We start from the raw sequence: 22,129 nt of genomic DNA on the forward strand, positions 1-22,129 counted from the left end.
AGAGATGGAAGGTCAACGACTGGGAGGACGGTACCAATTGGAATCCCGCGTCGGCGGAGGCGGTATGGCGATCGTATACAAAGCGAGAGATCTGATACTGAATCGTCCAGTGGCCGTTAAGGTGCTGCGTTCGCAGTTTGGTACAGATGAAGACTTTGTGAACCGGTTCCGGCGTGAAGCTCAGGCAGTAGCAAGCTTGTCTCACCCCAATGTGGTCGGGGTTTACGACGTAGGCCAGGAAGGCGACACGCATTACATGGTGATGGAGTACATAGAAGGCTACACGCTGAAAGAAGTGATTATCCAGCGTGGGGCATTGCCGGTGGAAGAGGCCGTGCGCATCGCCGAACAAATTTGCGATGCACTCGATCATGCGCACCAGAACCAGATTATTCATAGAGACATCAAGCCGCACAATATCATGATCGGCAAAAACGGTCGGGTGAAGGTAACGGACTTCGGAATTGCGCGAGCAGTCACTTCTGCTACCATAACCCACACCAACGCCATGCTTGGCTCTGTCCATTATTTTTCGCCAGAGCAGGCGCGTGGCGGGATTACAGGGGAAAAGTCGGATATTTATTCGTTGGGGATTGTCTTGTACGAAATGGTGACGGGAGAGCTGCCGTTTTCCGGGGATTCCCCGATTTCCGTGGCGCTCAAGCATTTGCAGGAACCGCTGCCTGAACCGCGCCAGGTGAATCCGAACATCCCGCAGAGCGTGGAAAACGTGATTTTGAAAGCATTGGTCAAGGACCCGTTTTTGCGGTACGCCTCGGCCCGCGAAATGCTTGAAGATTTGGAGACGTGCCTGTTTCCGGAACGGTTGAACGAAGAAAAGCTGACGTTTCCGATTGATGAAGAGATGACGCGTGTCGTCCCGATTATTACGCCGGAAATGATGGAAGGGCACACTCACGGACGGACCGGAGGCGGACAGCGCAGCCGCCAGGAGCCGAACGGAGACGACGAGGAGCAAAGACCCCAGAAAAAATGGTGGGTGAAGGCGCTGCTCTGGGTCGGCGGAATCGGACTGTTTTTCGTGCTGGCGTTCTTCGGATTCAACTTCCTGTTGAACGTCGTGCCATCTGTCCCGGAGGTGCCCGTCCCTTATGTGGAAGGAACCGAGGTGTCCTTGGCTGAGAAAAAGATTCAGGAAGCGAATCTCGTTCCGCAAATTGTCGAGGAAGCGAACGATACGATGGAAAAAGGAATGGTCATCAGGCAAGACCCGGCTCCGCCGATGAGGTTGAAGGAAAAGGCCGTCGTCACCTTGTACGTCAGCAAAGGCCAAGAGCTGATCGACATGCCGAACCTGATCACCTTGCCGCGGGCAACGGCGGAAGAGACGTTGAAAAAGAATGGCTTCAAGCTGGAATCGGTCAAGTTCGTCGAAGAAGAGGACGACAAGGCCGAGGTGGGAACCGTCATCAAGCAGTCGCCGGAAGCAAATGAGAAGGTGTATGCAGGAAAAACAAGCGTGACGGTGACGATCAGCAAAGGAAAAGCGTTCGTGACCATGCCGGATGTACGCGGCAAATCGGTCGAAGCGGCGCAAGTGGAGCTGTTCAAAAAAGAGCTCAACGTCGGGGAAATCAAGAAAGTGCCTACGTACTCGACCGACAAAGAGGGGGAAGTGCTGAGCACCCATCCTTATGACCCGGGCATGCAAGTGCAAAAAGGGGTGGCTGTCCCGCTGACCGTCAGCAACGGACAGTATCCGCAGGACGCCAAGTCCGCCGTCGCGCCTGTGTACGTCGAAGTCGTGCCTGGCGAGACGCTGGAAGTGAAGATTGAAGTGACAGACGCGCGCGGCGATGCAAAAGTGCTCTACCAGGAGGCGATTGCCGAGAACAAGGAATACGACGTTCCGGTAGTCGTATCGCCACAAAAAGACGCGCTGGTCAAAGCAACGGTCAAAAGGCAGAACGAAACCGAATTTAAGGAATATCAAACGATTCCGATCTCGTACAACAGCCTGCCGTAAAACAAGTGGAGGGACATGAATGCCAGAGGGACGGATTGTGAAAGCGCTGAGCGGCTTTTACTATGTAGCCGATGAAGGGCGCATCTACAGTTGCCGTGCAAGAGGGCTGTTCAAGAAAAAAGATGCCAAGGTCAACCCGCTTGTAGGCGACTGGGTCGTCTACGATGCGATCAACGAAGAAGAAGGCTATGTGATGGAGGTGGGCGAAAGGACCAATGAACTGGTCCGCCCGCCCATTTCCAATGTAGATCAGGCCGTCCTCGTCTTTTCCATGTACAAGCCGATGTTCAGTCCGCTTCTTTTGGACAAGTTTTTGGCTCATACGGAGCATGTCGGGATTGAGTCCGTCATCGTGCTGTCCAAGGCTGATCAGGTGCCGCAGGAAGAAGTGGACGCGATTGTGCAAAAATACGAGAAGATCGGCTATCGCGTGATCCCGACCTCGACCGTGGACGAACGCGGGCTGCACGAGGTTCGCGAGATTTTGCACGACCGGATTACCGTTTTCGCCGGGCAGTCAGGGGTAGGCAAATCATCGCTGATCAATACGCTGTTTCCCGGTGTCAGTCTCCAGACCGGAGACGTCAGCGAAAAGCTGGGCCGAGGAAAGCATACGACCCGCCATGTGGAGCTGATTCCGCTGGACGGGGGCGGATATGTAGCCGATACGCCAGGCTTCAGCTCGCTCGAGTTCATCGATTTTACCGAGCTGGATCTGGCAGAGTCGTTCCGCGATTTCGCCGAGCTTAGTGCGGATTGCAAGTTCCGCGGCTGTCTCCACGTGAGCGAGCCGTCTTGCGCCGTACAGGAGGCGCTGGCTGCGGGCGAGCTGTGCGAAGAGCGCTATGCCCACTACAAACAGTTCCGTGAAGAGCTGAAAGAATATCAACGGAGGAACAAACCATGGTAAAAATCGCACCTTCTATCCTGTCAGCGGATTTTGCCCGTCTGGGCGAGGAGATTCTCGATGTCGAGCGCGGGGGAGCAGACTGGATTCACGTCGATGTCATGGACGGACATTTTGTGCCAAACATTACGATCGGGCCATTGATCGTCGAGGCGATTCGCCCTGTGACCAAGCTGCCGCTGGATGTTCATTTGATGATTGAAGAACCGGACCGCTACATCCCGCAGTTTGCCAAAAGCGGTGCAGACTGGATCACGGTTCATCAGGAAGCGTGCCGCCACCTGCACAGATCGCTCTACCTGATCAAAGAGCAGGGCGTAAAAGCGGGTGTAGTCCTGAATCCGGCCACTCCGGTTTCGACGATCGAGCCTGTGCTTGCTGACTTGGACATGGTCTTGCTGATGACAGTCAATCCAGGTTTTGGCGGCCAGAAATTCATTCACAGCGTCGTTCCGAAAATCAAGGAGCTGCGCCAGTTGCTGAATGAACGCGGACTGGGCCATGTCGAGATCGAAATCGACGGCGGGGTCAACGTGGAAACGGCTCGCCTGTGCGAAGAAGCGGGGGCAACTGTGCTCGTCGCCGGAAGTGCCGTATTCAACCAGCAAGACCGGGCGAAAGCGATCTCTGCCATCCGCGGATAAAAAGCATAGCAAAAAGCCGACTGCCATTTTTCGAGCAGTCGGCTTTTTTCGTGGGAAGCGAGCGTCAGGGCTGATCAGAGGTTACGTACGTGCCAGCAACCAAGTCGTGAATGGCTCGCTTGTCTTTTCGCACACAGACCATGACCAGACTGACAAGCGCAGCAATGCCAAATGTGATGCCGTAAATGAGCATCATGCCGACCAGCACGCGCAAAAGCATCGTGCCGATTCCGACGCGTTCCCCGTCTACGCGGGCGATGCGCACGCCGACAATTCTTTTGCCGACCGTATAGCCGTACCAGAACACCGGAACGAGCAGGCTGTATAAAGTCGAGATCAGATTGGTCACGATGTTGCCTTCTGTATCCCCAGTAATGAGGTAGCTGATGAGAGCAAGAGGCACGCCAATAATCAGGCCGTCCAGCAAGGATGCTCCGAGACGCCGCCAAAAACCGACGGGATTGCTTGGCACTGGTGCAACGTTTTCCATATGTACCCTTCCTTTCATTGTAGGCTAGGGAATATATATGTCTGATCTCTTGAAAGTATTTCACGAAACAAGCCTGCCGATTCTCCGGTGCCTGAGCAGGCAGGGGAGCGGAGCGGCTTTACAGGGCCGTAAGCAGGCGAAGCAAGACCGCAACCCGTCCCGGAATCGCATCGAGGACGATGTGCTCGTGCGAAGCGTGTGCGCCATCCCCGGCAGGGCCAAGCCCATCGAGTGTCGGGCATCCGGCGTCTGCGGCAAAATTGCCGTCGCTGGTTCCGCCTACGCCCTGCTCTGTCAGCTCGAAGCCTTCCAGACGCGCTTGCTCCTGAGCCAGTAAAAACAGTTTCTCAGTGCCAGCGCTTCGCTCCATCGGAGGCTTGGCAATCCCGCCTTCGAGTTTCAGCTCCGCGCCGGGCAGAACAGGTGCAAGCTGATTCATCAATCGGGTAATCCGCTCTGCTTCCGCACGGCTCTCGATGCGAACATCGATTTCTGCCGTCGCCCAGTCGGGTACGACGTTAGAGACGCTGCCTCCTTTGATCGTGCCAACAGACAACGTAGTGCCAGCCGCATAATCGGTAAACGACTGAATCGCCAGGACGTGATGCGCCAGTTCTTCGATAGCATTTACCCCGATAGCGTGGTCGTTGCCCGCATGAGCGGCTCGTCCTGTTGCCGTCAGGAAAAATTCCCCGCCGCCTTTGCGGCTTGTCTTCAAGGAACCGTCTCCTGCCGCTGGCTCCAGAACCAGCGTGTATTTGCTTCGCTTGGCTTCCGCTCTGATCAACTGTTCGGAGGAGACGCTGCCGATCTCTTCGTCCGTGTTCCAGAAAAAGACGAGCTTTTTGGACAGCGGCAGCCCGTGCGAGATAATCGCGCGCAGAGCGAAGTAGGCGAAGACGATCCCCGACTTCATATCGTACGTGCCAGGCCCGTACAGCCGCCCGTTTTCCTCGCGCAAAGGCTCTTTTTGCAGCGTGCCGATCTCTTTCACAGTATCGAAATGACCGAGTATGAGCACTTGCTCCTCGCCTTCGCCGTATTCGATGCGGAGCTGATCGCCGTACGTTTGCTGCGGCAGGCGCTCGACGCGGCAGCCAAGCTCGCGGAAACGCTCTGCGATATACAGGCCCAGTCGATCAACAGCTTCCTTGTTGTGAGTCGGTGTCTCCATTTCCACGTAGGTGCGCAGCTCTTCAACCATGTCCGGGAGCTGCTCGCGAAAGTAGGACGTCCAATTCGTACTCATCTTAGTTTCCTCCTTTATGTACGAGCTTTTCATACTGCACTATAAATCTTCTCTCCTGTTTTCGCCAGAGAAAAATCCGCGAAGCCGTCACGATATTTGCCGAGGTTGGGCATACTAGGCGAAGCAGCAAGCACCGTGAGAAAAAGGGGGAGAGTGATTTGTGTGTAAAATTCTGTATTTTGCATAATTGGCAGATGGTGAAAAAATGATTGAAATTGTTTAGTAAATGATTAAAATAGTCATTATCCTGCATAAATATAAGTTGTTGTGCAAAATATTCAAGTCAAGCATGGCTGCTTTTGCAGTAAATCATTTTACCGGGGGTACACAATGAAAAAACGGACTTCGATTCTTTCTCTTGCAGTAACTTCTCTTTTGGCAGCGGCTATGATCGCAGGATGCGGTACGGGAAATCAGCCTCAGACGGGCGCAGGACAGGGGCAACCGGCTGGCCAAGGACAAGCAGGAGAGAAAAAGACGCTGATCATGGCGACGTCTGCTGACTACAAACCGTATGAATACCACGACCTGACAAGCGGAAAAGACGAAATTGTCGGCTTCGACATCGACATTGCCAAATACATCGCAAATGAGCTTGGCTACGAAGTGCAAGTGACAGACATGAACTTCGACGGACTGGTTCCGGCGCTGCAAACCAATCGCGCAGACTTCGTTATGGCAGGCATGACGCCGACACCGGAGCGCCAGAAAAACGCGGAGTTCTCCGATATTTACTACGATGCGAAAAACACGCTTGTCTCCAAAAAAGAAAGCAACATTACAAAGCCGGAGCAATTGGCTGGCAAAAAAATCGCGGTTCAGCTCGGTTCCATCCAGGAAGAAGCAGCCAAAGAGATGAGCAAAACGGTACAAGGCTTGCAAGTCACTTCCCTCAACAAGCTGGGTGAGATCGTGGAAGAAGTGAAAACAGGTCGTGTCGATGCGGCAATCATCGAGGACCATGTGGCAAAAAGCTTCGTCGAGAGCAATCCTGGCCTGCAATTCACGACGCTCGAAACAGACGAAACAAACGGCTCCGCCATCGCTTTTCCAAAAGGCTCTCCGCACGTAGCGAAGTTTAACGAAGTCATCAAGAAAATGAAGGAAAACGGAGAAATGGACAAGCTGATCCAAAAATGGTTCGCTCAATAATCTCTGGTCACAACGAAGTAACTACTACGCAACGTAGCAAGAGGTGAGAACGGGCATGAATTTGGATTTTGCGCAAATCGTGCCCTATATCCCTTTCATTTTGCAGGGGATAAAGGGCACGCTGCTTGTTACATTGATTTCCGTCGTACTGGGTTTCGTCTGGGGTTCGATCCTCGCACTCATCAAAATTTCTAAATTCGGACCGCTGAACTGGCTCGCTATCGCGTATACGTCCGTTTTTCGCGGCACGCCGCTGATTTTGCAGCTGACCTTTGTTTACTTTGCGACCCCGCAGCTTACCGGCTACAATATTTCGCAGCTGGAAGCGGCTGTCCTGACGTTTACGCTGAACTCGGGCGCGTACATATCAGAGACGATTCGCGGCGGAATCATGGCGGTCGACAAAGGCCAGTGGGAAGCGGCCAAAGCGCTCGGCATTCCGTACCGCCGGATGATGCTCGACATCATTTTGCCACAGGGCATCAAGAACATCCTGCCTGCGCTGGTGAATGAGACGATTGCGCTGCTGAAGGAATCGGCGCTGGTCTCCACGATTGGCTTGTCCGACATCATGCAAAATGCAAACGTGGTAAAAGGGGCCATCTTCCGCTACTTTGAGCCATACATTATCGCCGGCACCTTGTACTATGTCATGGTCATGATGTTGACATGGGTGGCGCGCGTTGTGGAACGGAGGATGAGACGCAGTGATTAAGATCGAGAACATTACCAAGTCTTTCGGGCAACTAAACGTACTCAAGGGCATCTCCACCGAGATCGGCAAAGGGGAAGTCGTGGCGATCATCGGGCCGTCCGGCTCGGGAAAATCCACGCTTTTGCGCTGCATGAATTTGCTGGAGGTGCCAACCAGCGGCAAAATCGCGATCAACGGTCAAGACATTACCGATCCAAACGCGAATGTGATGGCGATTCGCCAGCAGATCGGGATGGTGTTCCAGCATTTTCACCTGTTCCCGCACATGACGGTGCTCAGCAACCTGACGTATGCGCCGATGAAGGTGAAGGGCATGGCAAAAAGCGAAGCAGAGAAGAAGGCAAGAGAGCTTTTGGCGCGTGTCGGTCTGGCTGACAAAGCCGACGTGTTCCCGTCCCGCTTGTCCGGTGGACAAAAGCAGCGGGTGGCGATTGCCCGCTCGCTCGTTATGGAGCCGCAAATCATGCTGTTTGACGAGCCGACTTCCGCGCTCGACCCGGAAATGGTCAAAGAGGTGCTGGAAGTCATGAAAGGGCTGGCTCATACCGGGATGACGATGGCGATTGTGACGCACGAGATGCGTTTTGCCGAAGAAGTTTCTGATCGCATTCTGTTCATCGATGATGGCCGACTCTTGGAAGAGACGCCTCCGAAAGAGTTTTTTCAAAATCCGAAAAGCGAACGGGCCAAGCAGTTTCTGGAGAAAGTTCGCTAGTGGAAAAAAGTCGCGGTGCCGCTTTGGGGCTGCGGCTTTTCTCTTTGACAGGGGCATGCACTTGGGCTAGAATCAGGTTGATTTGGAATGTTCATTAGGTTATAAGGAGTGAAGATAGTTGGATCGACAACGCTTGATCATCTTGCTGGAAATGGCGATGATGGCTGCGCTCGCTTTCGTGTTTAGCCAGATTAAAGTTTTTGAAATGCCACAGGGCGGTTCTGTCTCGCTGGTCATGGTGCCGATTGCGCTGATCGCTGTCCGCCGCGGTTTGACCGCAGGCGTCGTGACGGGCACGCTCGTCGGGTTGCTGCAGCTCATGCTGGGAAGCACGCTGGTAAACCCTGTGCAGGTGCTGCTGGATTATCCGCTGGCATTCGCCTTCCTGGGGTTGACGGGACTGGTTCGCTTGTCCCGCTATGAAAAGAAACAGCAACGGGTTGCCGTGCTCTGGGGCGGCTTGCTCATCGGCGTGCTCGGCCGTCTGGCTTGCCATTTTACTTCCGGCGTCATCTGGTTTGGGCAGTATGCGCCTGAAGGCATGAATGTGGCGCTGTACTCGTTTGTTTACAACATCACTTACCTCATTCCCGAAATGATCATCGCGGGAGTGGTCTTGTCAGTCGTGCTGGGCAGCGCTTCCCAACTGTTGTTCCCTGCGCGAGACAGAGTAGCTTAGTTGGACCTGCATAAATGGCACAGCGGATTCATAATGTAATCAGGCAGCAATCATGTTGCCTGATTTTTTGTTTTGTCGTGGCGCGATTCCACGGGAGTTTTTGGTGGACATCGACATTTTCGCGTGGCAGGATACATGTTTATCCGACAGCAGAATATGATGTAATATGCACGTTTGGGAGAACACCTAAAGGAGGTGCACAATGAAATGGGATTGCGCTCCTATCGCCTGCGACAGGGGGGCGCCTTGCGACGTGTTCTCGGGGTTGCGTTGGCTGTCGGGGGAATCACCATTTTCCTGTACATGGCACCTCCGTGGGTTTGGTATAGCCTGTTGGCGGCGGCACTCATGGGGGCAGGCTGGTTTTTGTATCGTGGGAAGTAATTTCGGTGAGGAGGGGTAGCATGCGGTTTTACACCATCAAGTTGCCGAAGTTCCTGGGTGGCATGATTCGCGGCATCATCGAGGCATTCAACAAGAAAAAATGAAGACGCGGCCTCCTTCATGAAAAGATGGAAAAGGAACGTCGGAGAAATGCAAAAAAGCACCTCGAGGGTGCTTTTTTTCGCGTCGTTTAGAAAAACTATACGCGAGTTACGAGACCGGATTTCAGTGCTCGAGTGCTTACATAAACGCGCTTCGGTTTACCGTTAACGAGAATGCGCACTTTTTGTACGTTGACACCCCAAGTGCGGCGAGTTGCGCGCATGGAGTGGGAGCGAGCGTTTCCAGCTTTTGCAGATTTACCTGTTACAAAACAACGACGTGCCATTACAATCCACCTCCCTTGTTGCATCTAAACGGGATTTCCTTGATGGGAAATACAAATACTCGATTATATTAGCACATGATTGCTGTCAATTGCAATACTTGACAAGATGATTTGCCAGCTCTTTCTCATAGGGTTGGTAGGATCGACAAAACGCTTCATTTCTCACATCCGTTAGTGTAGAATTGAGGGAAGCATGGGTACGCTTACCTATGAGGCAAGCTGTTTAACAGAGGAGGAGTCCTTCAATGACAGTGGAAATGAGCACATCATTAGGAAAAATTGATGTTACAGAGGACGTAATTGCACGAATTGCCGGAGGCGCAGCCATGGAAGTTTTCGGGCTGGTGGGCATGGCTTCCCGCAAGGCGTTGAAAGATGGAATTGCCGAGCTTCTTGGCCGCGACAACTTGAGCAAAGGTGTCGTCGTGCACAATACGAACGGCGAAGTGGTTTTGGACATGCATATTATCGTCAGCTATGGCGTGAAAATTTCCGAGGTGGCAGGCAACGTGCAACGCCGAGTGAGATATACCTTGGAGCAAACGGTAGGCATCGACGTCACTGCCGTAAACATCTTTGTGCAGGGAGTTCGTACAGACAGAGATTCGTAAGGAGGAACATCAGTTGGTACATACGCATCTAGATGGCGTGCTGTTTAGCCGGATGGTTTACCTGGGGGCGAACCTATTATCCGACAACGTCAGAGTAGTAGATGGCTTGAACGTTTTTCCGGTGCCGGATGGCGATACGGGGACAAACATGAATTTGACTTTCACATCCGGTGTGGATGAGCTGAGACGCAAGGAATCTCCCCGCATCTCGGACAGTGCTGCTGCTCTGGCAAAAGGTCTTTTGATGGGAGCGCGGGGGAACTCCGGTGTCATTTTATCGCAGCTTTTCCGTGGCCTGAGCAAATCAGTCAATGGAAAAGACGAGGTGAACGCCCGTCAATTTGCCGATGCCTTGAAAGCAGGTGTGGACGCTGCGTACCAAGCAGTGATGAAGCCTGTGGAAGGCACGATTTTGACTGTTGCCCGCGAAGCGGCGGAGATGGCTGTGCGTGCAGCGCGCACGTCAGATGATATTGTCTCTGTAATGGAAAAAACGTACGAGCAGGCGCAAGCTACGCTCTTGCGCACGCCAGAAATGCTGCCTGTACTCAAAGAAGTGGGCGTCGTCGATTCAGGCGGACAGGGCCTTCTGTTTATTTATGAAGGGTTCTTGCGCGCCTTGCGCGGCGAGGAATTTGCCGAGCGCGGAGAACAAGCCAAGCCGTCCGTGCGCCCGGAAGAGCTGGACAAGCTGATTTCCGAACAGCACAATGCACAAGTCCATCTGAAAACGGAGGACATCAAGCACGGTTACTGCACGGAATTTATGGTTCATGTCACACATAGCACAGAGCCGAACAAAAAGCCGTTTTCCGAGCTGTTGTTCCGCGGTCATCTGGATACGATGGGCGACTCGCTCCTGGTAGTTTCCGACGACGAAATCGTCAAAGTACATATTCATGCAGAGCATCCGGGCCAAGTGTTGCAATACGCGCAACAGTTCGGAAGCCTGCACCGGATCAAAATCGAAAACATGCGCGAGCAGCATGCGAACATACTCAAAGCGGAAGAGGGCAAAAGCGAGGCGAAGGCGGCAGAGCCAACTGTCCAGCCTGCGAGTGAACAGCTCCCTTACGGATTGATTGCAGTCGCTGCGGGCGAAGGCATCGCCAAAATTTTGCGCAGCATGGGTGTGCATGTCGTGGTCGAGGGCGGCCAGACGATGAACCCGAGCACAGAAGATTTCATGAAAGCTGTCGCAGGACTGTCTGCCCAGCACATCATCATATTGCCAAACAACAGCAACATTATTATGGCGGCACAACAGGCTGCTGCACTCGCAGAGGTTCCGGTTACTGTCGTGCCGACGAAGAGCGTTCCGCAAGGTTTGGCGGCGGCGCTCGCTTTCCACGCAGACGCCGAGCCGTCTGTGAACGCATCCGCGATGGAAAAAGCCATCTCCCAGGTAAAGACGGGAATGGTGACACATGCGGTTCGCGATACGCAAATGGGTGAAGTCACGATCAAGGAAGGCGACTTCATCGGCTTGGAAGAAAAAGAAATCGTCACGGCTGGGCCAGAGCTTTTGGAGTGCGCCAAGACGCTGCTTCTGGGGATGGTGGACGAAGAGACGGAAATCGTCACCGTGTTCCTGGGAGAAGGAGCGACAGAAGAGCATGCCGAAGCGTTGCAGGAAGCTGTGGCAGACGCATACCCGGATGCGGAAGTGGAGATTCAGCCTGGCGGACAGCCGCTGTATCCCTTCATTTTTTCCGTGGAGTAACGAGGAGAGGAGCACGCCAGAATGCCAGTTGTGATTCTTACTGACAGCGCGTCCGACATCGACGCGTCTGTAAGGCAGTCGCTCGGTATCGTGACCGTTCCGTTGAAGGTCATGTTTGGCTCGGAGACGTATTTGGACGGAGTGACGATCTCTTCATCCGAGTTTTTTGAAAAGCTGAAGCAGTCTCATGCTTTGCCGACTACTTCGCAGCCATCGCCGCTTGAGTTTGCCGAGGCGTACAAAGCCATCCGGGAAGAGTACGGAAGCGATGTACAAATCATTGCCATTCTTCTGTCCGGTTCCTTGTCCGGCACGTATCAGTCCGCGATGATCGCGAAGTCCATGCTCGACGAAAACATCGATATTACCGTAATCGATTCGCGCAAAGCGTCGTTCGTGCACGGAATGATTTGCGTGGAAGCGGCCAAGGATGCGAAAGCGGGAAAAGGCAAGGAACAAATCCTCGATGCGATCGACCGCTATCTCGATTCCGTGCAAGTGTACTTTATCGTAGATACGCTGGAGTTTTTGCAAAAAGGCGGCCGGATTGGCCGAGCTTCGGCTGTCATCGGCTCTTTGCTCAATATCAAACCGATTTTGACGCTCGACCCGGCAGGCTACGTGGCTGCTTTTGACAAAGTGCGCGGCACGAAAAAAGCGCTCAACCGCGTGCTGGAAGCCTTGCAAGAGTATGCGCAGGGCCAGCCTGTAAGAGTCGCGATTCTCCACAGCAGTGCCCACGAGCAAGCAAGCGAGCTGTTGGAGCGGGTGAAAAACGAGTTCCAGGTAAGCGAGTCACACCTGGAGCAAATCGGCCCGGTAATCGGCACACATACAGGCCCAGGGCTTCTGGGCGTCGTGATGGTCAAGCAATAAAAAGTCAAAGTGAATCAGATGAGAGAAAGCCTCCCGGTGGATGGGAGGCTTTTTACGCGAGTGAAGCGGCGAGGGCGATGACAGCACACGCTACACTTTCCCATGTGGCGCTTTGACAGCCTGTAGGATACAATGAGAGTGAATCTTGTTGAACCCCTTGTCATTCAGGAGGAGAACCGGTTGAAGTATAAAAGCGTATTTGATATCATCGGCCCCATCATGGTTGGACCATCGAGTTCCCATACAGCTGGCGCAGCCCGGATTGGCCGGGTGGCACGCAAGCTGTTCGGACGTCAGCCACAGCGGGCAGACATTACTTTTTACGGCTCATTCGCGAAAACCTATCAGGGACACGGCTCCGATGTGGCGACCGTTGCAGGGATTCTCGACTTCGATACATCCGATCTGCGCTTGAAAAATTCGCTCCTGCTTGCAGAAAAAGCCGGGATGGAAGTCGCGCTGACTACCTCCGACGTTTTGACGGAGCACCCGAACACGGCGCGGATCAAGCTGTCTGACGATCAGCACCAGGTTGAACTGGTAGGCGTATCGATTGGCGGCGGAAAAATCGAGGTGCTGGAACTGAACGGCTTTTCGTTTCAGCTCGGTTTCGACACGCCGACGTTGCTCGTTTTGCACGAAGACCGCTTCGGCATGATTGCCGCTGTAGCGAAAGTGCTCACGCAGCACCGGATCAATGTCGGATTCATGGAAGTGTCCCGACACGAACGCGGCTCCCGCGCCTTGATGGCGATTGAGACAGACTCGACGGTTTCCGCAGAAGTGCTGGAGGAAATTCGTCAGATTCCCCATATTTTTGATGTTTCCCTGCTCTCGCTCTAGCCAACATCCGAGCCAAAGCACGAATAGCAGGATCAGAGGAGTGAAATCAACCAGATGTTTCGTAATGTAGCTGAACTGGTAGAATTGGCCGAATCGCAAGGGAAACCGATCTCCCAGGTGATGATCGAAGCGGAAATGGAAGTTTCCCAGCGTACAAAAGAGGCGATCATGCAAGACATGTACGCCAATCTCGATGTGATGGAAAAAGCAGTGCGCCGCGGCCTTACGGAAGATATCCGCTCCCATAGCGGACTCACGGGCGGCGATGCGAAAAAACTGCAAGAATATATGAAGAACAAGCCTTTCTTGTCCGGCCCGACTCTGCTCAACGCCGTGTCGATGTCGGTAGCGGTCAACGAGGTGAACGCAGCGATGGGAACGATCGTAGCGACACCGACAGCGGGTGCCTGTGGGATTGTGCCGGGAACACTGTTTGCCGTCTCAGACAAGCTGCAACCAACCCGCGAGCAGATGGTCAACTACTTGTTCACGGCTGGAGCGATCGGCTATTGCATCGCCAACAATGCGTTTATTTCCGGTGCGGCTGGCGGCTGTCAGGCAGAAGTAGGCTCGGCGACCGCGATGGCAGCGGCTGCGATTGTGGAGATGGCAGGCGGCACCCCGGAAGAATCGGCGCAGGCAGTGGCGATTGCCTTGAAAAATATGCTCGGTCTGGTTTGTGACCCCGTAGCCGGACTGGTAGAAGTGCCGTGTGTCAAACGAAATGCGATGGGAGCGGCGATTGCGACAGTCGCAGCGGACATGGCGATGGCGGGAATCAAGAGCGTGATTCCGACAGATGAAGTCATTGATGCGATGTACCGGATCGGCTGCTCCATGCCGACTGCCTTGAAGGAAACCGCGCAGGGCGGATTGGCAGCAACCCAGACAGGCCGTATGATCGAAGCGAAAGTGTTCGGCGTACGGATGGAGAAGTAAAATGGCTGGGGCTTATCAGTCACCCGTCTCCCTTTTGCACGGGGTAGGGGAGGAACGGGCGAAGGCATTTGCGGGACTCGGGATTCACAGCATCGGCGATTTGCTGGAGTATTTCCCTTCCCGCTACGAAGATTACCGCGTGCGCGATTTGACAGAAGTAAAAGATGGAGAGAGGGTCACGCTGGCAGGTACGGTGTACGGCGAACCCTCTGTTCGTTTTTATGGAAAAAGAAAATCGCGCCTCTCTGTCAAGCTGGTGATGGATCGGGTGGTCGTGACGGCTGTCTGGTTCAACCAGACGTTTGTCAAAACGAGACTGTCGCCCGGGAAGGAAATTCTCGTGACGGGCAAATGGGACAAGCACAAGCTCCAGATTACGGTCAGCGAGATGACAGAGGTAGACTCGGAGCGAGCGGCGAAACGAGGCGAGCTGTCTCCGGTCTATCCGCTCGGCGGAGATATGACTACGACGCTGCTGCGTAAATCGATTCAGCAGGCGCTGCGGCAATACGGCAAGGAAATCCCGGAATTTTTGCCGCCAGACATCGTGGAGCGCTATCGGCTGATGCCGCGCGTCGAAGCGTTTCACTCGATCCACTTTCCGGAAAATGCGGAAGTAGGACGTCAGGCGCGCCGCCGGATCATGTTTGAAGAGCTGTTTTTGTTCCAGTTGAAAATACAGACGCTTCGCCGCATCAATCGGCAGCAGTCGGAAGGTGTGGCTCTTTCCATTCCGATGGACGAAGTGCGGCAGTTTGTCAAAGGGCTGCCTTTTCCGCTGACAGACGCGCAAAAGCGGGTTGTCAAAGAAATATTGGACGACATGCTCGCGCCTCACGCGATGAACCGACTGTTGCAAGGTGACGTAGGCTCGGGGAAAACGGTAGTGGCGGCCATCGCGCTGTTCGCTGCCGTGAAAGCTGGCTATCAGGGCGCCTTGATGGTGCCGACCGAGATTCTTGCCGAGCAGCATGTGCAGTCGCTGACGAAGCTGTTGTCAGACTTCGGCATCGAGGTGGCACTGCTGTCGGGATCGTTGACAGCCAAGCGCAGACGCGAAGTCATCGGCTCGCTGCAAATGGGGCTGATCGATGTCGTCGTCGGGACGCATGCGCTCATCCAGGAGGACGTGTTCTTCTCGCGCCTCGGCCTGGTCATTACGGACGAGCAGCACCGCTTCGGCGTAGAGCAGCGGCGCATTTTGCGCAACAAAGGACTGACTCCCGACGTCTTGTTCATGACGGCTACGCCGATTCCCCGGACGTTGGCGATTACGGCGTTTGGCGATATGGACGTTTCGACGATCGACCAGATGCCGGCAGGCCGCAAGCCGATTGAGACAACGTGGAAAAAGCACGACCAGTTTCCGGCCGTCCTGGAGCAGATGCGCGATGAGTTGCGAAAAGGACGCCAGGCGTACGTCATTTGTCCGCTCATTGAAGAGTCGGAAAAGCTCGATGTGCAAAATGCAATCGACGTCCACGCCCAGCTCACCCATGTTTTCCCAGAATTTGGCGTCGGGCTGATGCACGGTCGCTTGCCTGCCAAGGAAAAGGACGCGGTGATGCAAGCTTTTCTCGCAGCGGAGCACGCCGTTCTCGTTTCGACTACGGTCGTCGAGGTCGGAGTCAACGTGCCGAATGCGACGTACATGGTCATTTACGATGCCGAGCGCTTCGGGCTTGCCCAGCTGCACCAGCTGCGCGGTCGGGTCGGTCGCGGTTCGGAGCAATCGTACTGCGTCTTGATCGCCGATCCGAAATCCGAGATCGGCAAAGAGCGGATGCGCGTCATGTGCGAGACGACGGACGGCTTTGAGCTGTCGCAGCGCGATTTGGAATTGCGCGGACCGGGTGACTTTTTCGGCACGAAGCAGAGCGGATTGCCGGAATTTAAAGTCGCGGATTTGCTTGCCGACTACAAAGCGTTGGAAGTCGCCAGACAGGAAACCGCGAGACTCGTGGCCGAGGACGCTTTTTGGCGGGAGCCAGCTCATCAGTGGCTGCGCGATTACTTGCAGCGTGAAGGCGTGCTGGATGGCATCGTCTTTGATTAAAAATGGAAAGCAAGAGTCTTCTTTTGCACGTTTGTGTGCGGGGGAGGCTCTTTTTTAGTGATAAAACGATTTTTTTCAGGAAAAAAATGTGACGAAATGGCAAGGATAAACGTCTTATCTTCACGGATAAAAATTTACTGGGGAGAGAGGCGAATTTTGTGTTTTTGCGAAATCTTCGGGGAATGAGCATCGCGTTGGGCTTCTCTTTGATCATCATGACGGGTTGCAGCATGGCCGCAGCCTCTTCGGCACAAAAACAAACGGGCACAAATCCAGCAACAGGCGCTTCGTCCGGCAAAGCCGCACCATCGGGCACGACACCGAAGGCAGCGGATGACTGGAAGCAAAAGGAGCGCCCTTACGATTATGCAAGCATGAAAGCAGATGTGGTTATTCAATTAGATGAGGACACGCGGTTGCAGTCGCCGCTGCGCACGGTAGTCGGACCGACTCCGCAGTCGTACACGCTCTTTTTCCGGGAGGAGATGGACCGGGGAAGCGTGGAGACGACGATTCGCAAGCACGCGAAAGAAGAGGCGGCGAGAGAAGGTTTGGGGTTCATTGAACCGACGTTTGCTTTTCAATGGTTGAACAACCGTCAGTTGCAAGTGCTGGTAACTCTTCCTGCTACCGCCGGAAAAGAGCGGGATTGGACGGAATACGTTCTGAGTGCCGGGGGAGCCAAATCGACAAAAGGCACGGTGATTGGTGCAGCGAATGCCTTTCACGCTGTTGTGCTTGCGCCTTCGCAAATTTGGCGAATCTCTGTCGATGGCAAAGTGCGCGAGAAGCTGACTGACTTTTCCGTCATGACCAATATGAAGTTTTTGGACCGCGAGCAACGGTACGTGCTGCAGAGCCGTTTCACGAAATATTGCGAGTGCGACGCCCGGTATCCGATGCTCTATTCGATTTATGATACAAAAACAAAGGAACGGACCCTTTACCCAGTGGAGCTTGCGGACAACTATCGTGGAGCGGGCGATTTCATCGCCGATCGCCGGGGCTTCTTCTATGCACAGCCGGATAAAGGAATCACTGTTCCGCCAAGCGACAGCGCCGTTCGCGTTCAGGTACAAGGGTACGTGCATGGTGCGAGCTTCAGCTACGATCAGAAACAATTGCTGATGGCAGTGGGGAAAGCCGAGCAGAAAAAAGACCTCGATCTCGTTGTGTTTGATCTGGAAAAGGGAACGGAAAAGCGCATTCCTGGAGCGATCAAGGGATGGGTGCCTACGAGCGAGTCCAACGGGGAGATTTTGCCTGTCGCCTTCCAGGACGATGGCCGCTACGCCACGTTCGCGATGAGAAGCGAAGAATCAGGCTTTGAGGAAATACGTCTGCGCTATGAGTGGAAGAGCGGCAAGGTCATCGCATGGACACCGCCTGTTCCGGCCGATTCCTGGTCCGGGTATGTGCAGTCGACGGATGGCGCGTATCAAATGTACTGGAACGCAGGTCTGTTCAAAGGCAACGTGCCGCTGATGGACATGCGCGGCGATGGTCTCTGGCTGCCGGGCACGCACCGTTTTTTGTTTACGGAATGGGAAAAAGCCGCGCAGGAAACCGACTTGAAGCAATCGCTGTACTTGTTTGACGCCGATACAAAAGCACAGTCCGTGCTCGTGTCGGGCCTTCCTGCGGGTCTTTCCATCCTGGGAGCAAGCGCGGATGGCAAATGGTTGTACGTGATGACGGACCGAACGCTTGCTCCTTAAATCGCGATCATCACGATTCGTATTCGTCGGCAAGCATGGACAGGATAAGCAAAGATTCGTACGTATCTCCGGTCTTCAGGCAGTCGCGCAACGTTCCTTCCACGCGAAAGCCTTCGGAAAGGTAGAGCGTGCGGGCGACGTCGTTTGTTTCCTTGACGTCCAGCCAAAGGCGGTGGGCTTTTCGTTCCTGAAAAGCCCATTGCTTGATTTGGCGCAAGATGCTGCGGCCGTAGCCTTGACCTTTGACTGCAATCGTAATGCGTTTCAGCTCAATTGAATCATGCGGATTGGCCAGCCCGGCGATGATGACGTAGCCTACGGGGTGGCCTGTTTCTGCTTTTTCAGCGATCATGTGCAAAACATCGGGATCGTCAAGAGCTTCCCGATGCCGTTCTTCGCTCCAGACGACGAGAAAAGGGGCGTTTTCGGGTGCTTGCTCCACATCGCAAACGAACGGGAGGTCTGTTGGCACGGTAAGGCGCAGGCGGATCGTCACAGTCGGTTTCCCCTTTCTTTGTCAGCATTTGGCTGCCATCAGCAGATTGCCATCCGGGTCTTTGAACGTGAACCAGTGTCCGTGCTGGATCGGACCGACCAGTTCCACCCCCAACTCTTCCAGGTAACGATAGGAGGCTTCGATGTCCGTCGTGTTGAAGTGAAAGAGCGGAGCATCATCAGGGGTGCGTTTGGGAAAAATTTTGCTGTCCAGCACCAGGTTGGAGCCGTTGTTCATCGGGATGCAATAAAGGTGTCCAAACGAAATCTCGCCGTCTTTCGGCAGTCCCAACAGCTGGCAGTACCAGTCGCGCGCACGCTCAATATCGCTGACGGCGATGAAAATGGCTCCGATCTCGGAGTGCAACGGAGAAGGAGAAGTGGTCATGGGCATGATTCGCTTCCTTTCGGTACGGTATGGGAATCGGGATGCTACATGTAGCGAAGCCACCCTGCATCATCGGGCACGAAATGTCGGATCGCTTCGCGGTATGTCTGTTACTCTTTGGTGGAGAGGGAGGTCATGTTGATGGATATGCTGCAAAAATGGAACGAAGCTCTGGACTACATCGAGGAAAATCTGGCTGGCGAGATTGATGTCAAGCAGGCCGCACGCGTGGCTTGCTGCTCGGAATACCACTTCAAAAGGATGTTCTCCTCTCTGGCTGGCATTCCGCTTTCCGAGTACATCCGGCGCAGGCGCATCACACTGGCTGCTTTCGAGCTGAAAGACGAGCGGGTGAGAGTCATTGATGTCGCCATCAAGTACGGGTACAGCTCGCCAGATTCGTTTGCCCGCGCCTTCGTGCACATGCACGGGGTAACGCCCACCGAAGCGAGAGCCAGCGGCCAGTCGCTGAAAGCTTATCCGCGCATGACCTTCCATCTGTCTATCAAAGGAGGCAGTGTCATGAACTATCGTATAGAAGAGAAAGCGGGATTTCGCATCGTCGGCTTGCAGAAACGGGTTCCGTTGATGTACAACGGGGTGAATCCCGAGATGGCTGCGATGTGGGCCTCGCTGGATGCTGAAAAAATCGAGCTGCTCAAATCTTTGTCCAATGCCGAGCCTGTAGGATTGTTGAGCGCATCCACGAATTTTTCCGAAAAGCGGTTGAATCAGGGCGAGCACGGAGAGCTGGACCATTACATCGGCGTGGCCACGACAAAGGAATGTCCAGAGCACTTCGCGAAGCTCGAAGTGGCGGCCTCTACCTGGGCGGTATTTGAAGCCGTAGGACCTTTTCCCGATACGCTGCAAGACGTCTGGGGCCGCATTTATGCCGAGTGGTTTCTCTCTTCCGGCTACGAGCTGGCGGAAGGTCCCGAACTGCTGTGGAATGCCGACAAGGATACGACTTCGCCGACATTTCGCAGCGAGATTTGGATTCCTGTTGTCAAAAAATAACATCCTCGTATCAGATTCGCACACGCTTGCCGAAACACCTGCTGGCGTGTGCGTTTCTTTTGCAGAAATAATTACCAATGTTTTTTTCGGCGGGTCAGGTATAAAAACGAACATACGTTTGCTATAATAAGAACATAAGTTCTTGTTTAGGGGATGATGGTGATGCCCAATGCGAACAAACGGTGCGTCTTCTTGATCGACATGGAGAGCTTTTACGCCAGTATTGAAAAAGGGGCCAATCCGGCCTTGCGCAATCAGCCGATTGTGGTCGCAGGAGATCCGCAGCGGCGAAGCGGAGTAGTGCTGGCAGCCTGTCCGATTGCGAAGTCGTACGGCGTGATTACGGCAGAAGCACTGTGGCAGGCGCAGCAAAAATGCCGCAAGCTCGTAGTCGTGCGTCCGCGCATGGAGATGTACCTCCAGATTTCCATGCACATTACCGCGATATTCGAATCGTTTACCGACAAGGTGGAGCCGTATTCGGTTGATGAGCAGTTTCTCGATGTGACCGGGAGCCTTCACTTGTTCGGCGACCCGTTGCAGCTGGCAGCGCAGATTCAAAAACGGGTCTGGGCGGATACGGGCATCCGCTGCCGGGTAGGAATCGGGGAGAACAAGGTACTCGCGAAAATGGCCTGTGACAACTTCGCCAAAAAGCGGAAGGACGGCATTTTTTGGCTGAAACGCGAGGAGCTGGAAGAAACGCTCTGGAAGCTTCCGGTAGAGAAAATGTTCGGCGTAGGCTCGCGGATGAAGCGGCATTTTCACCGGATGGGCATTTACCAGATCGGTCAGCTCGCGAAGCTCTCGCCAGATGTGCTTACCCGCCACTGGGGAGTGAACGGCGAAGTGCTGTGGCGTACGGCGCATGGCCTCGACGATTCGCCTGTCTCCCTCGATGTGTACGGCACGCAAAAAGGGATCGGCCATCATATGACGCTGCCGCGCGATTATCATACGGCCAAAGACATCAAGGTCGTGCTGCTGGAGTTGTGCGAAGAAGTATGCAGGCGAGCCCGCAAAAAGGAGCTGATGGGTTCCGTCGTGTCGGTTGGCTGCCGCGGGGCGAACTTGTCGGCAGGAGAAGGCTTTGGCCGACAGATGAAGCTGGCAGAAGCGACGAATGATGCCATGGAGCTGTACGAGGCAGCCTGCCGGTTGTTTGATCGCCACTGGCAGCAGACGCCTGTGCGCAGTATCGGGGTCAACCTGGAGCAGCTGATTTCCGATCATGCCGTGCAGCTGAATTTGTTCACAGACAACCACAAACGCCGTTCGCTCGCCCGGACGATCGACGAGATTCGGACGCGGTTTGGCCCGGATGCGATTTTGCGGGCAGCCTCTGTCACGGAGGCTGGTCAGGCGAAAGAACGCGCGCGCAAGATCGGGGGGCACTACAAGTGACGACTCCGCTGGCAACAGAAGAAGAGTACGAGCTTGTCCGGCAGTACATTTTGTTCGGCATTTTGTTTCAGGCTGTCATGGTCGATTGGAGCCGACTTCAGCTTGTGCCGTTAAAGCTCTCTTACCAGGCCATGATCGATGGGGCTTTTCAGGAGCTGTCGCGCTGGGCTGAGCGGCAGCAGCAGCAAATGCGCCGCCTTTTGCAGCAGCGCGACTGCACAGTAGTCCGCGCCAGGCGCGAGGGGCACGTGTACATGGTGCATTACCAGCAGCGCGGATATGTACGGGAAGCCCGGTACACCATTGAAATGTTGCAGGCAGAGTGTCAGGAGCTGATCGATTGGTGGATGCGAAATCAGCAGCGAGGAGAGAAGAGAGCATGAGAGAAAAGCGCGTATCCAAAAAAGAGAATGTGTTTGTAGCCAGCCGATTTGTCCTCCCGGAACATCGGGAAATGTATTTGCGCGCCAAGGAAGAGGAGCAGAAGTACGTGCCGCCCGAGCTTGACCAGGAGCAGTTGGGAGCGATGAGCGAGCTGATCTGGCAAGGATTTCAGGCGAACAACCTCTTGAAGCTGACATACTTTGACGGACGCGAGCCGCGGCACTTGTCTGCCCACGTCATACATATCGATCAGGCGGCCCGGCGATTGAAGCTCAAGACAGGCGACGGGTTTCACTGGCTTTCTTTTGCGTGTTTGCTGCAAGTAGAGCTGGCTTCGGGTTTTTGAGCGGGAAATGCAGGAA

At 54.3% G+C, this 22,129-nt stretch carries 25 protein-coding genes; 20 read left to right on the top strand and 5 right to left on the bottom strand.

Going from position 1 to position 22,129, the window contains the following annotated elements; genetic code table 11:
* The first annotated feature begins 4 nt into the window (after positions 1 to 4).
* The 3 genes from pknB to rpe are packed head-to-tail and all read left to right on the top strand — an operon-like array spanning position 5 to position 3,538.
* On the top strand, positions 5 to 1,987 hold the full coding sequence (pknB, locus tag EDM60_RS17270; protein ID WP_122965082.1) for a Stk1 family PASTA domain-containing Ser/Thr kinase: 1,983 nt from the start codon (positions 5 to 7) through the stop codon (positions 1,985 to 1,987).
* A 19-nt stretch (positions 1,988 to 2,006) separates the two neighbouring features.
* A complete protein-coding gene (gene rsgA, locus EDM60_RS17275) occupies positions 2,007 to 2,897 on the top strand; it encodes a ribosome small subunit-dependent GTPase A (protein ID WP_122965083.1) in 891 nt (296 codons plus the stop codon).
* The gene (gene rpe, locus EDM60_RS17280) at positions 2,891 to 3,538 is read left to right on the top strand and encodes a ribulose-phosphate 3-epimerase (RefSeq protein ID WP_063229871.1); all 648 of its coding nucleotides are present in this window, start codon (positions 2,891 to 2,893) and stop codon (positions 3,536 to 3,538) included. Before rsgA ends, rpe begins: the two co-directional genes overlap by 7 nt.
* Positions 3,539 to 3,602: 64 nt before the next feature.
* Here rpe and EDM60_RS17285 read toward each other — a convergent pair whose 3' ends face one another.
* Together EDM60_RS17285 and EDM60_RS17290 are read right to left on the bottom strand one after the other, a co-directional pair.
* The gene (locus tag EDM60_RS17285; RefSeq protein WP_122965084.1) at positions 3,603 to 4,028 is read right to left on the bottom strand and encodes an RDD family protein; all 426 of its coding nucleotides are present in this window, start codon (positions 4,026 to 4,028) and stop codon (positions 3,603 to 3,605) included.
* A gap of 118 nt (positions 4,029 to 4,146) precedes the next feature.
* The gene (locus EDM60_RS17290) at positions 4,147 to 5,277 is read right to left on the bottom strand and encodes a M20 family metallopeptidase (RefSeq protein WP_122965085.1); all 1,131 of its coding nucleotides are present in this window, start codon (positions 5,275 to 5,277) and stop codon (positions 4,147 to 4,149) included.
* A 330-nt stretch (positions 5,278 to 5,607) separates the two neighbouring features.
* Here EDM60_RS17290 and EDM60_RS17295 point away from each other — a divergent pair, with 330 nt between their 5' ends.
* The 6 genes from EDM60_RS17295 to spoVM all read left to right on the top strand — a co-directional run bounded on the left by EDM60_RS17295 (position 5,608) and on the right by spoVM (position 9,026).
* On the top strand, positions 5,608 to 6,429 hold the full coding sequence (locus EDM60_RS17295; protein ID WP_122965086.1) for a transporter substrate-binding domain-containing protein: 822 nt from the start codon (positions 5,608 to 5,610) through the stop codon (positions 6,427 to 6,429).
* 55 nt (positions 6,430 to 6,484) lie between these two features.
* Positions 6,485 to 7,144, top strand: a complete 660-nt coding sequence (locus EDM60_RS17300; RefSeq protein WP_122965087.1) for an amino acid ABC transporter permease — start codon at positions 6,485 to 6,487, stop codon at positions 7,142 to 7,144.
* Positions 7,137 to 7,859 (top strand): amino acid ABC transporter ATP-binding protein, encoded by a 723-nt coding sequence (locus EDM60_RS17305; protein WP_122965088.1) that lies wholly within the window; start codon positions 7,137 to 7,139, stop codon positions 7,857 to 7,859. The genes EDM60_RS17300 and EDM60_RS17305 overlap by 8 nt, the downstream gene beginning before the upstream one ends.
* 118 nt (positions 7,860 to 7,977) lie before the next feature.
* The gene (gene thiT / locus EDM60_RS17310; protein ID WP_122965089.1) at positions 7,978 to 8,538 is read left to right on the top strand and encodes an energy-coupled thiamine transporter ThiT; all 561 of its coding nucleotides are present in this window, start codon (positions 7,978 to 7,980) and stop codon (positions 8,536 to 8,538) included.
* A 207-nt stretch (positions 8,539 to 8,745) separates the two neighbouring features.
* The gene (locus tag EDM60_RS28710; protein ID WP_167470322.1) at positions 8,746 to 8,922 is read left to right on the top strand and encodes a hypothetical protein; all 177 of its coding nucleotides are present in this window, start codon (positions 8,746 to 8,748) and stop codon (positions 8,920 to 8,922) included.
* Positions 8,923 to 8,942: 20 nt separating this feature from the next.
* Positions 8,943 to 9,026: a stage V sporulation protein SpoVM gene (gene spoVM, locus EDM60_RS17315; RefSeq protein WP_005831022.1), complete on the top strand. Its 84-nt coding sequence runs from the start codon at positions 8,943 to 8,945 to the stop codon at positions 9,024 to 9,026.
* Positions 9,027 to 9,121: 95 nt separating this feature from the next.
* Here the strand turns inward: spoVM and rpmB are convergent, their stop codons facing one another.
* Positions 9,122 to 9,310, bottom strand: a complete 189-nt coding sequence (gene rpmB / locus EDM60_RS17320) for a 50S ribosomal protein L28 (protein ID WP_005831020.1) — start codon at positions 9,308 to 9,310, stop codon at positions 9,122 to 9,124.
* Positions 9,311 to 9,555: 245 nt separating this feature from the next.
* Between rpmB and EDM60_RS17325 the strand changes: the two genes are divergently transcribed.
* The 7 genes from EDM60_RS17325 to EDM60_RS17355 all read left to right on the top strand — a co-directional run bounded on the left by EDM60_RS17325 (position 9,556) and on the right by EDM60_RS17355 (position 18,076).
* Positions 9,556 to 9,921 (top strand): Asp23/Gls24 family envelope stress response protein, encoded by a 366-nt coding sequence (locus tag EDM60_RS17325; RefSeq protein ID WP_005831018.1) that lies wholly within the window; start codon positions 9,556 to 9,558, stop codon positions 9,919 to 9,921.
* Between the two features lie 13 nt (positions 9,922 to 9,934).
* Positions 9,935 to 11,644 (top strand): DAK2 domain-containing protein, encoded by a 1,710-nt coding sequence (locus tag EDM60_RS17330; RefSeq protein ID WP_122965090.1) that lies wholly within the window; start codon positions 9,935 to 9,937, stop codon positions 11,642 to 11,644.
* A 21-nt stretch (positions 11,645 to 11,665) separates the two neighbouring features.
* Positions 11,666 to 12,520, top strand: a complete 855-nt coding sequence (locus tag EDM60_RS17335; RefSeq protein ID WP_122965091.1) for a DegV family protein — start codon at positions 11,666 to 11,668, stop codon at positions 12,518 to 12,520.
* A gap of 180 nt (positions 12,521 to 12,700) precedes the next feature.
* Entirely contained in the window at positions 12,701 to 13,363 is a 663-nt protein-coding gene (sdaAB, locus tag EDM60_RS17340; RefSeq protein ID WP_122965092.1) for an L-serine ammonia-lyase, iron-sulfur-dependent subunit beta, read from the top strand.
* 54 nt (positions 13,364 to 13,417) lie between these two features.
* The gene (sdaAA, locus tag EDM60_RS17345) at positions 13,418 to 14,302 is read left to right on the top strand and encodes an L-serine ammonia-lyase, iron-sulfur-dependent, subunit alpha (protein WP_122965093.1); all 885 of its coding nucleotides are present in this window, start codon (positions 13,418 to 13,420) and stop codon (positions 14,300 to 14,302) included.
* Position 14,303: 1 nt separating this feature from the next.
* Positions 14,304 to 16,358 (top strand): ATP-dependent DNA helicase RecG, encoded by a 2,055-nt coding sequence (recG, locus tag EDM60_RS17350; RefSeq protein WP_122965094.1) that lies wholly within the window; start codon positions 14,304 to 14,306, stop codon positions 16,356 to 16,358.
* 158 nt (positions 16,359 to 16,516) lie between these two features.
* Positions 16,517 to 18,076 carry a hypothetical protein gene (locus tag EDM60_RS17355; protein WP_229049702.1) on the top strand — a complete coding sequence of 520 codons (1,560 nt, stop codon included), beginning with the start codon at positions 16,517 to 16,519 and terminating at the stop codon, positions 18,074 to 18,076.
* A 10-nt stretch (positions 18,077 to 18,086) separates the two neighbouring features.
* Here the strand turns inward: EDM60_RS17355 and EDM60_RS17360 are convergent, their stop codons facing one another.
* Entirely contained in the window at positions 18,087 to 18,572 is a 486-nt protein-coding gene (locus EDM60_RS17360) for a GNAT family N-acetyltransferase (RefSeq protein ID WP_122965095.1), read from the bottom strand.
* Positions 18,573 to 18,593: 21 nt separating this feature from the next.
* The gene (locus EDM60_RS17365; protein WP_370641080.1) at positions 18,594 to 18,965 is read right to left on the bottom strand and encodes a VOC family protein; all 372 of its coding nucleotides are present in this window, start codon (positions 18,963 to 18,965) and stop codon (positions 18,594 to 18,596) included.
* A 135-nt stretch (positions 18,966 to 19,100) separates the two neighbouring features.
* On the opposite strand from EDM60_RS17365, the gene EDM60_RS17370 reads away from it, so the two are divergent.
* The 4 genes from EDM60_RS17370 to EDM60_RS17385 all read left to right on the top strand — a co-directional run bounded on the left by EDM60_RS17370 (position 19,101) and on the right by EDM60_RS17385 (position 22,113).
* Positions 19,101 to 19,979 carry an AraC family transcriptional regulator gene (locus EDM60_RS17370; RefSeq protein ID WP_122965478.1) on the top strand — a complete coding sequence of 293 codons (879 nt, stop codon included), beginning with the start codon at positions 19,101 to 19,103 and terminating at the stop codon, positions 19,977 to 19,979.
* Positions 19,980 to 20,141: 162 nt separating this feature from the next.
* On the top strand, positions 20,142 to 21,383 hold the full coding sequence (locus EDM60_RS17375; protein ID WP_122965096.1) for a DNA polymerase IV: 1,242 nt from the start codon (positions 20,142 to 20,144) through the stop codon (positions 21,381 to 21,383).
* Positions 21,380 to 21,766: a YhjD family protein gene (locus tag EDM60_RS17380; RefSeq protein WP_122965097.1), complete on the top strand. Its 387-nt coding sequence runs from the start codon at positions 21,380 to 21,382 to the stop codon at positions 21,764 to 21,766. Before EDM60_RS17375 ends, EDM60_RS17380 begins: the two co-directional genes overlap by 4 nt.
* Positions 21,763 to 22,113, top strand: a complete 351-nt coding sequence (locus EDM60_RS17385; RefSeq protein WP_122965098.1) for a YolD-like family protein — start codon at positions 21,763 to 21,765, stop codon at positions 22,111 to 22,113. Before EDM60_RS17380 ends, EDM60_RS17385 begins: the two co-directional genes overlap by 4 nt.
* Positions 22,114 to 22,129 lie beyond the last annotated feature (16 nt).

This window comes from Brevibacillus parabrevis (genome assembly GCF_003710905.1).
GTDB classification, from domain to species: Bacteria; Bacillota; Bacilli; order Brevibacillales; family Brevibacillaceae; genus Brevibacillus; species Brevibacillus parabrevis.

Bases quoted from the DNA above. Each gene is read 5' to 3' on its own strand.
- pknB (WP_122965082.1), top strand. From the start codon at position 5: ATGGAAGGTCAACGACTGGGAGGACGGTACCAATTGGAATCCCGCGTC.
- rsgA (WP_122965083.1), top strand. From the start codon at position 2,007: ATGCCAGAGGGACGGATTGTGAAAGCGCTGAGCGGCTTTTACTATGTA.
- rpe (WP_063229871.1), top strand. From the start codon at position 2,891: ATGGTAAAAATCGCACCTTCTATCCTGTCAGCGGATTTTGCCCGTCTG.
- EDM60_RS17285 (WP_122965084.1), bottom strand. From the start codon at position 4,028: ATGGAAAACGTTGCACCAGTGCCAAGCAATCCCGTCGGTTTTTGGCGG.
- EDM60_RS17290 (WP_122965085.1), bottom strand. From the start codon at position 5,277: ATGAGTACGAATTGGACGTCCTACTTTCGCGAGCAGCTCCCGGACATG.
- EDM60_RS17295 (WP_122965086.1), top strand. From the start codon at position 5,608: ATGAAAAAACGGACTTCGATTCTTTCTCTTGCAGTAACTTCTCTTTTG.
- EDM60_RS17300 (WP_122965087.1), top strand. From the start codon at position 6,485: ATGAATTTGGATTTTGCGCAAATCGTGCCCTATATCCCTTTCATTTTG.
- EDM60_RS28710 (WP_167470322.1), top strand. From the start codon at position 8,746: ATGGGATTGCGCTCCTATCGCCTGCGACAGGGGGGCGCCTTGCGACGT.
- spoVM (WP_005831022.1), top strand. From the start codon at position 8,943: ATGCGGTTTTACACCATCAAGTTGCCGAAGTTCCTGGGTGGCATGATT.
- rpmB (WP_005831020.1), bottom strand. From the start codon at position 9,310: ATGGCACGTCGTTGTTTTGTAACAGGTAAATCTGCAAAAGCTGGAAAC.
- EDM60_RS17325 (WP_005831018.1), top strand. From the start codon at position 9,556: ATGACAGTGGAAATGAGCACATCATTAGGAAAAATTGATGTTACAGAG.
- EDM60_RS17335 (WP_122965091.1), top strand. From the start codon at position 11,666: ATGCCAGTTGTGATTCTTACTGACAGCGCGTCCGACATCGACGCGTCT.
- sdaAA (WP_122965093.1), top strand. From the start codon at position 13,418: ATGTTTCGTAATGTAGCTGAACTGGTAGAATTGGCCGAATCGCAAGGG.
- recG (WP_122965094.1), top strand. From the start codon at position 14,304: ATGGCTGGGGCTTATCAGTCACCCGTCTCCCTTTTGCACGGGGTAGGG.
- EDM60_RS17365 (WP_370641080.1), bottom strand. From the start codon at position 18,965: ATGCCCATGACCACTTCTCCTTCTCCGTTGCACTCCGAGATCGGAGCC.
- EDM60_RS17370 (WP_122965478.1), top strand. From the start codon at position 19,101: ATGGATATGCTGCAAAAATGGAACGAAGCTCTGGACTACATCGAGGAA.
- EDM60_RS17375 (WP_122965096.1), top strand. From the start codon at position 20,142: ATGCCCAATGCGAACAAACGGTGCGTCTTCTTGATCGACATGGAGAGC.
- EDM60_RS17385 (WP_122965098.1), top strand. From the start codon at position 21,763: ATGAGAGAAAAGCGCGTATCCAAAAAAGAGAATGTGTTTGTAGCCAGC.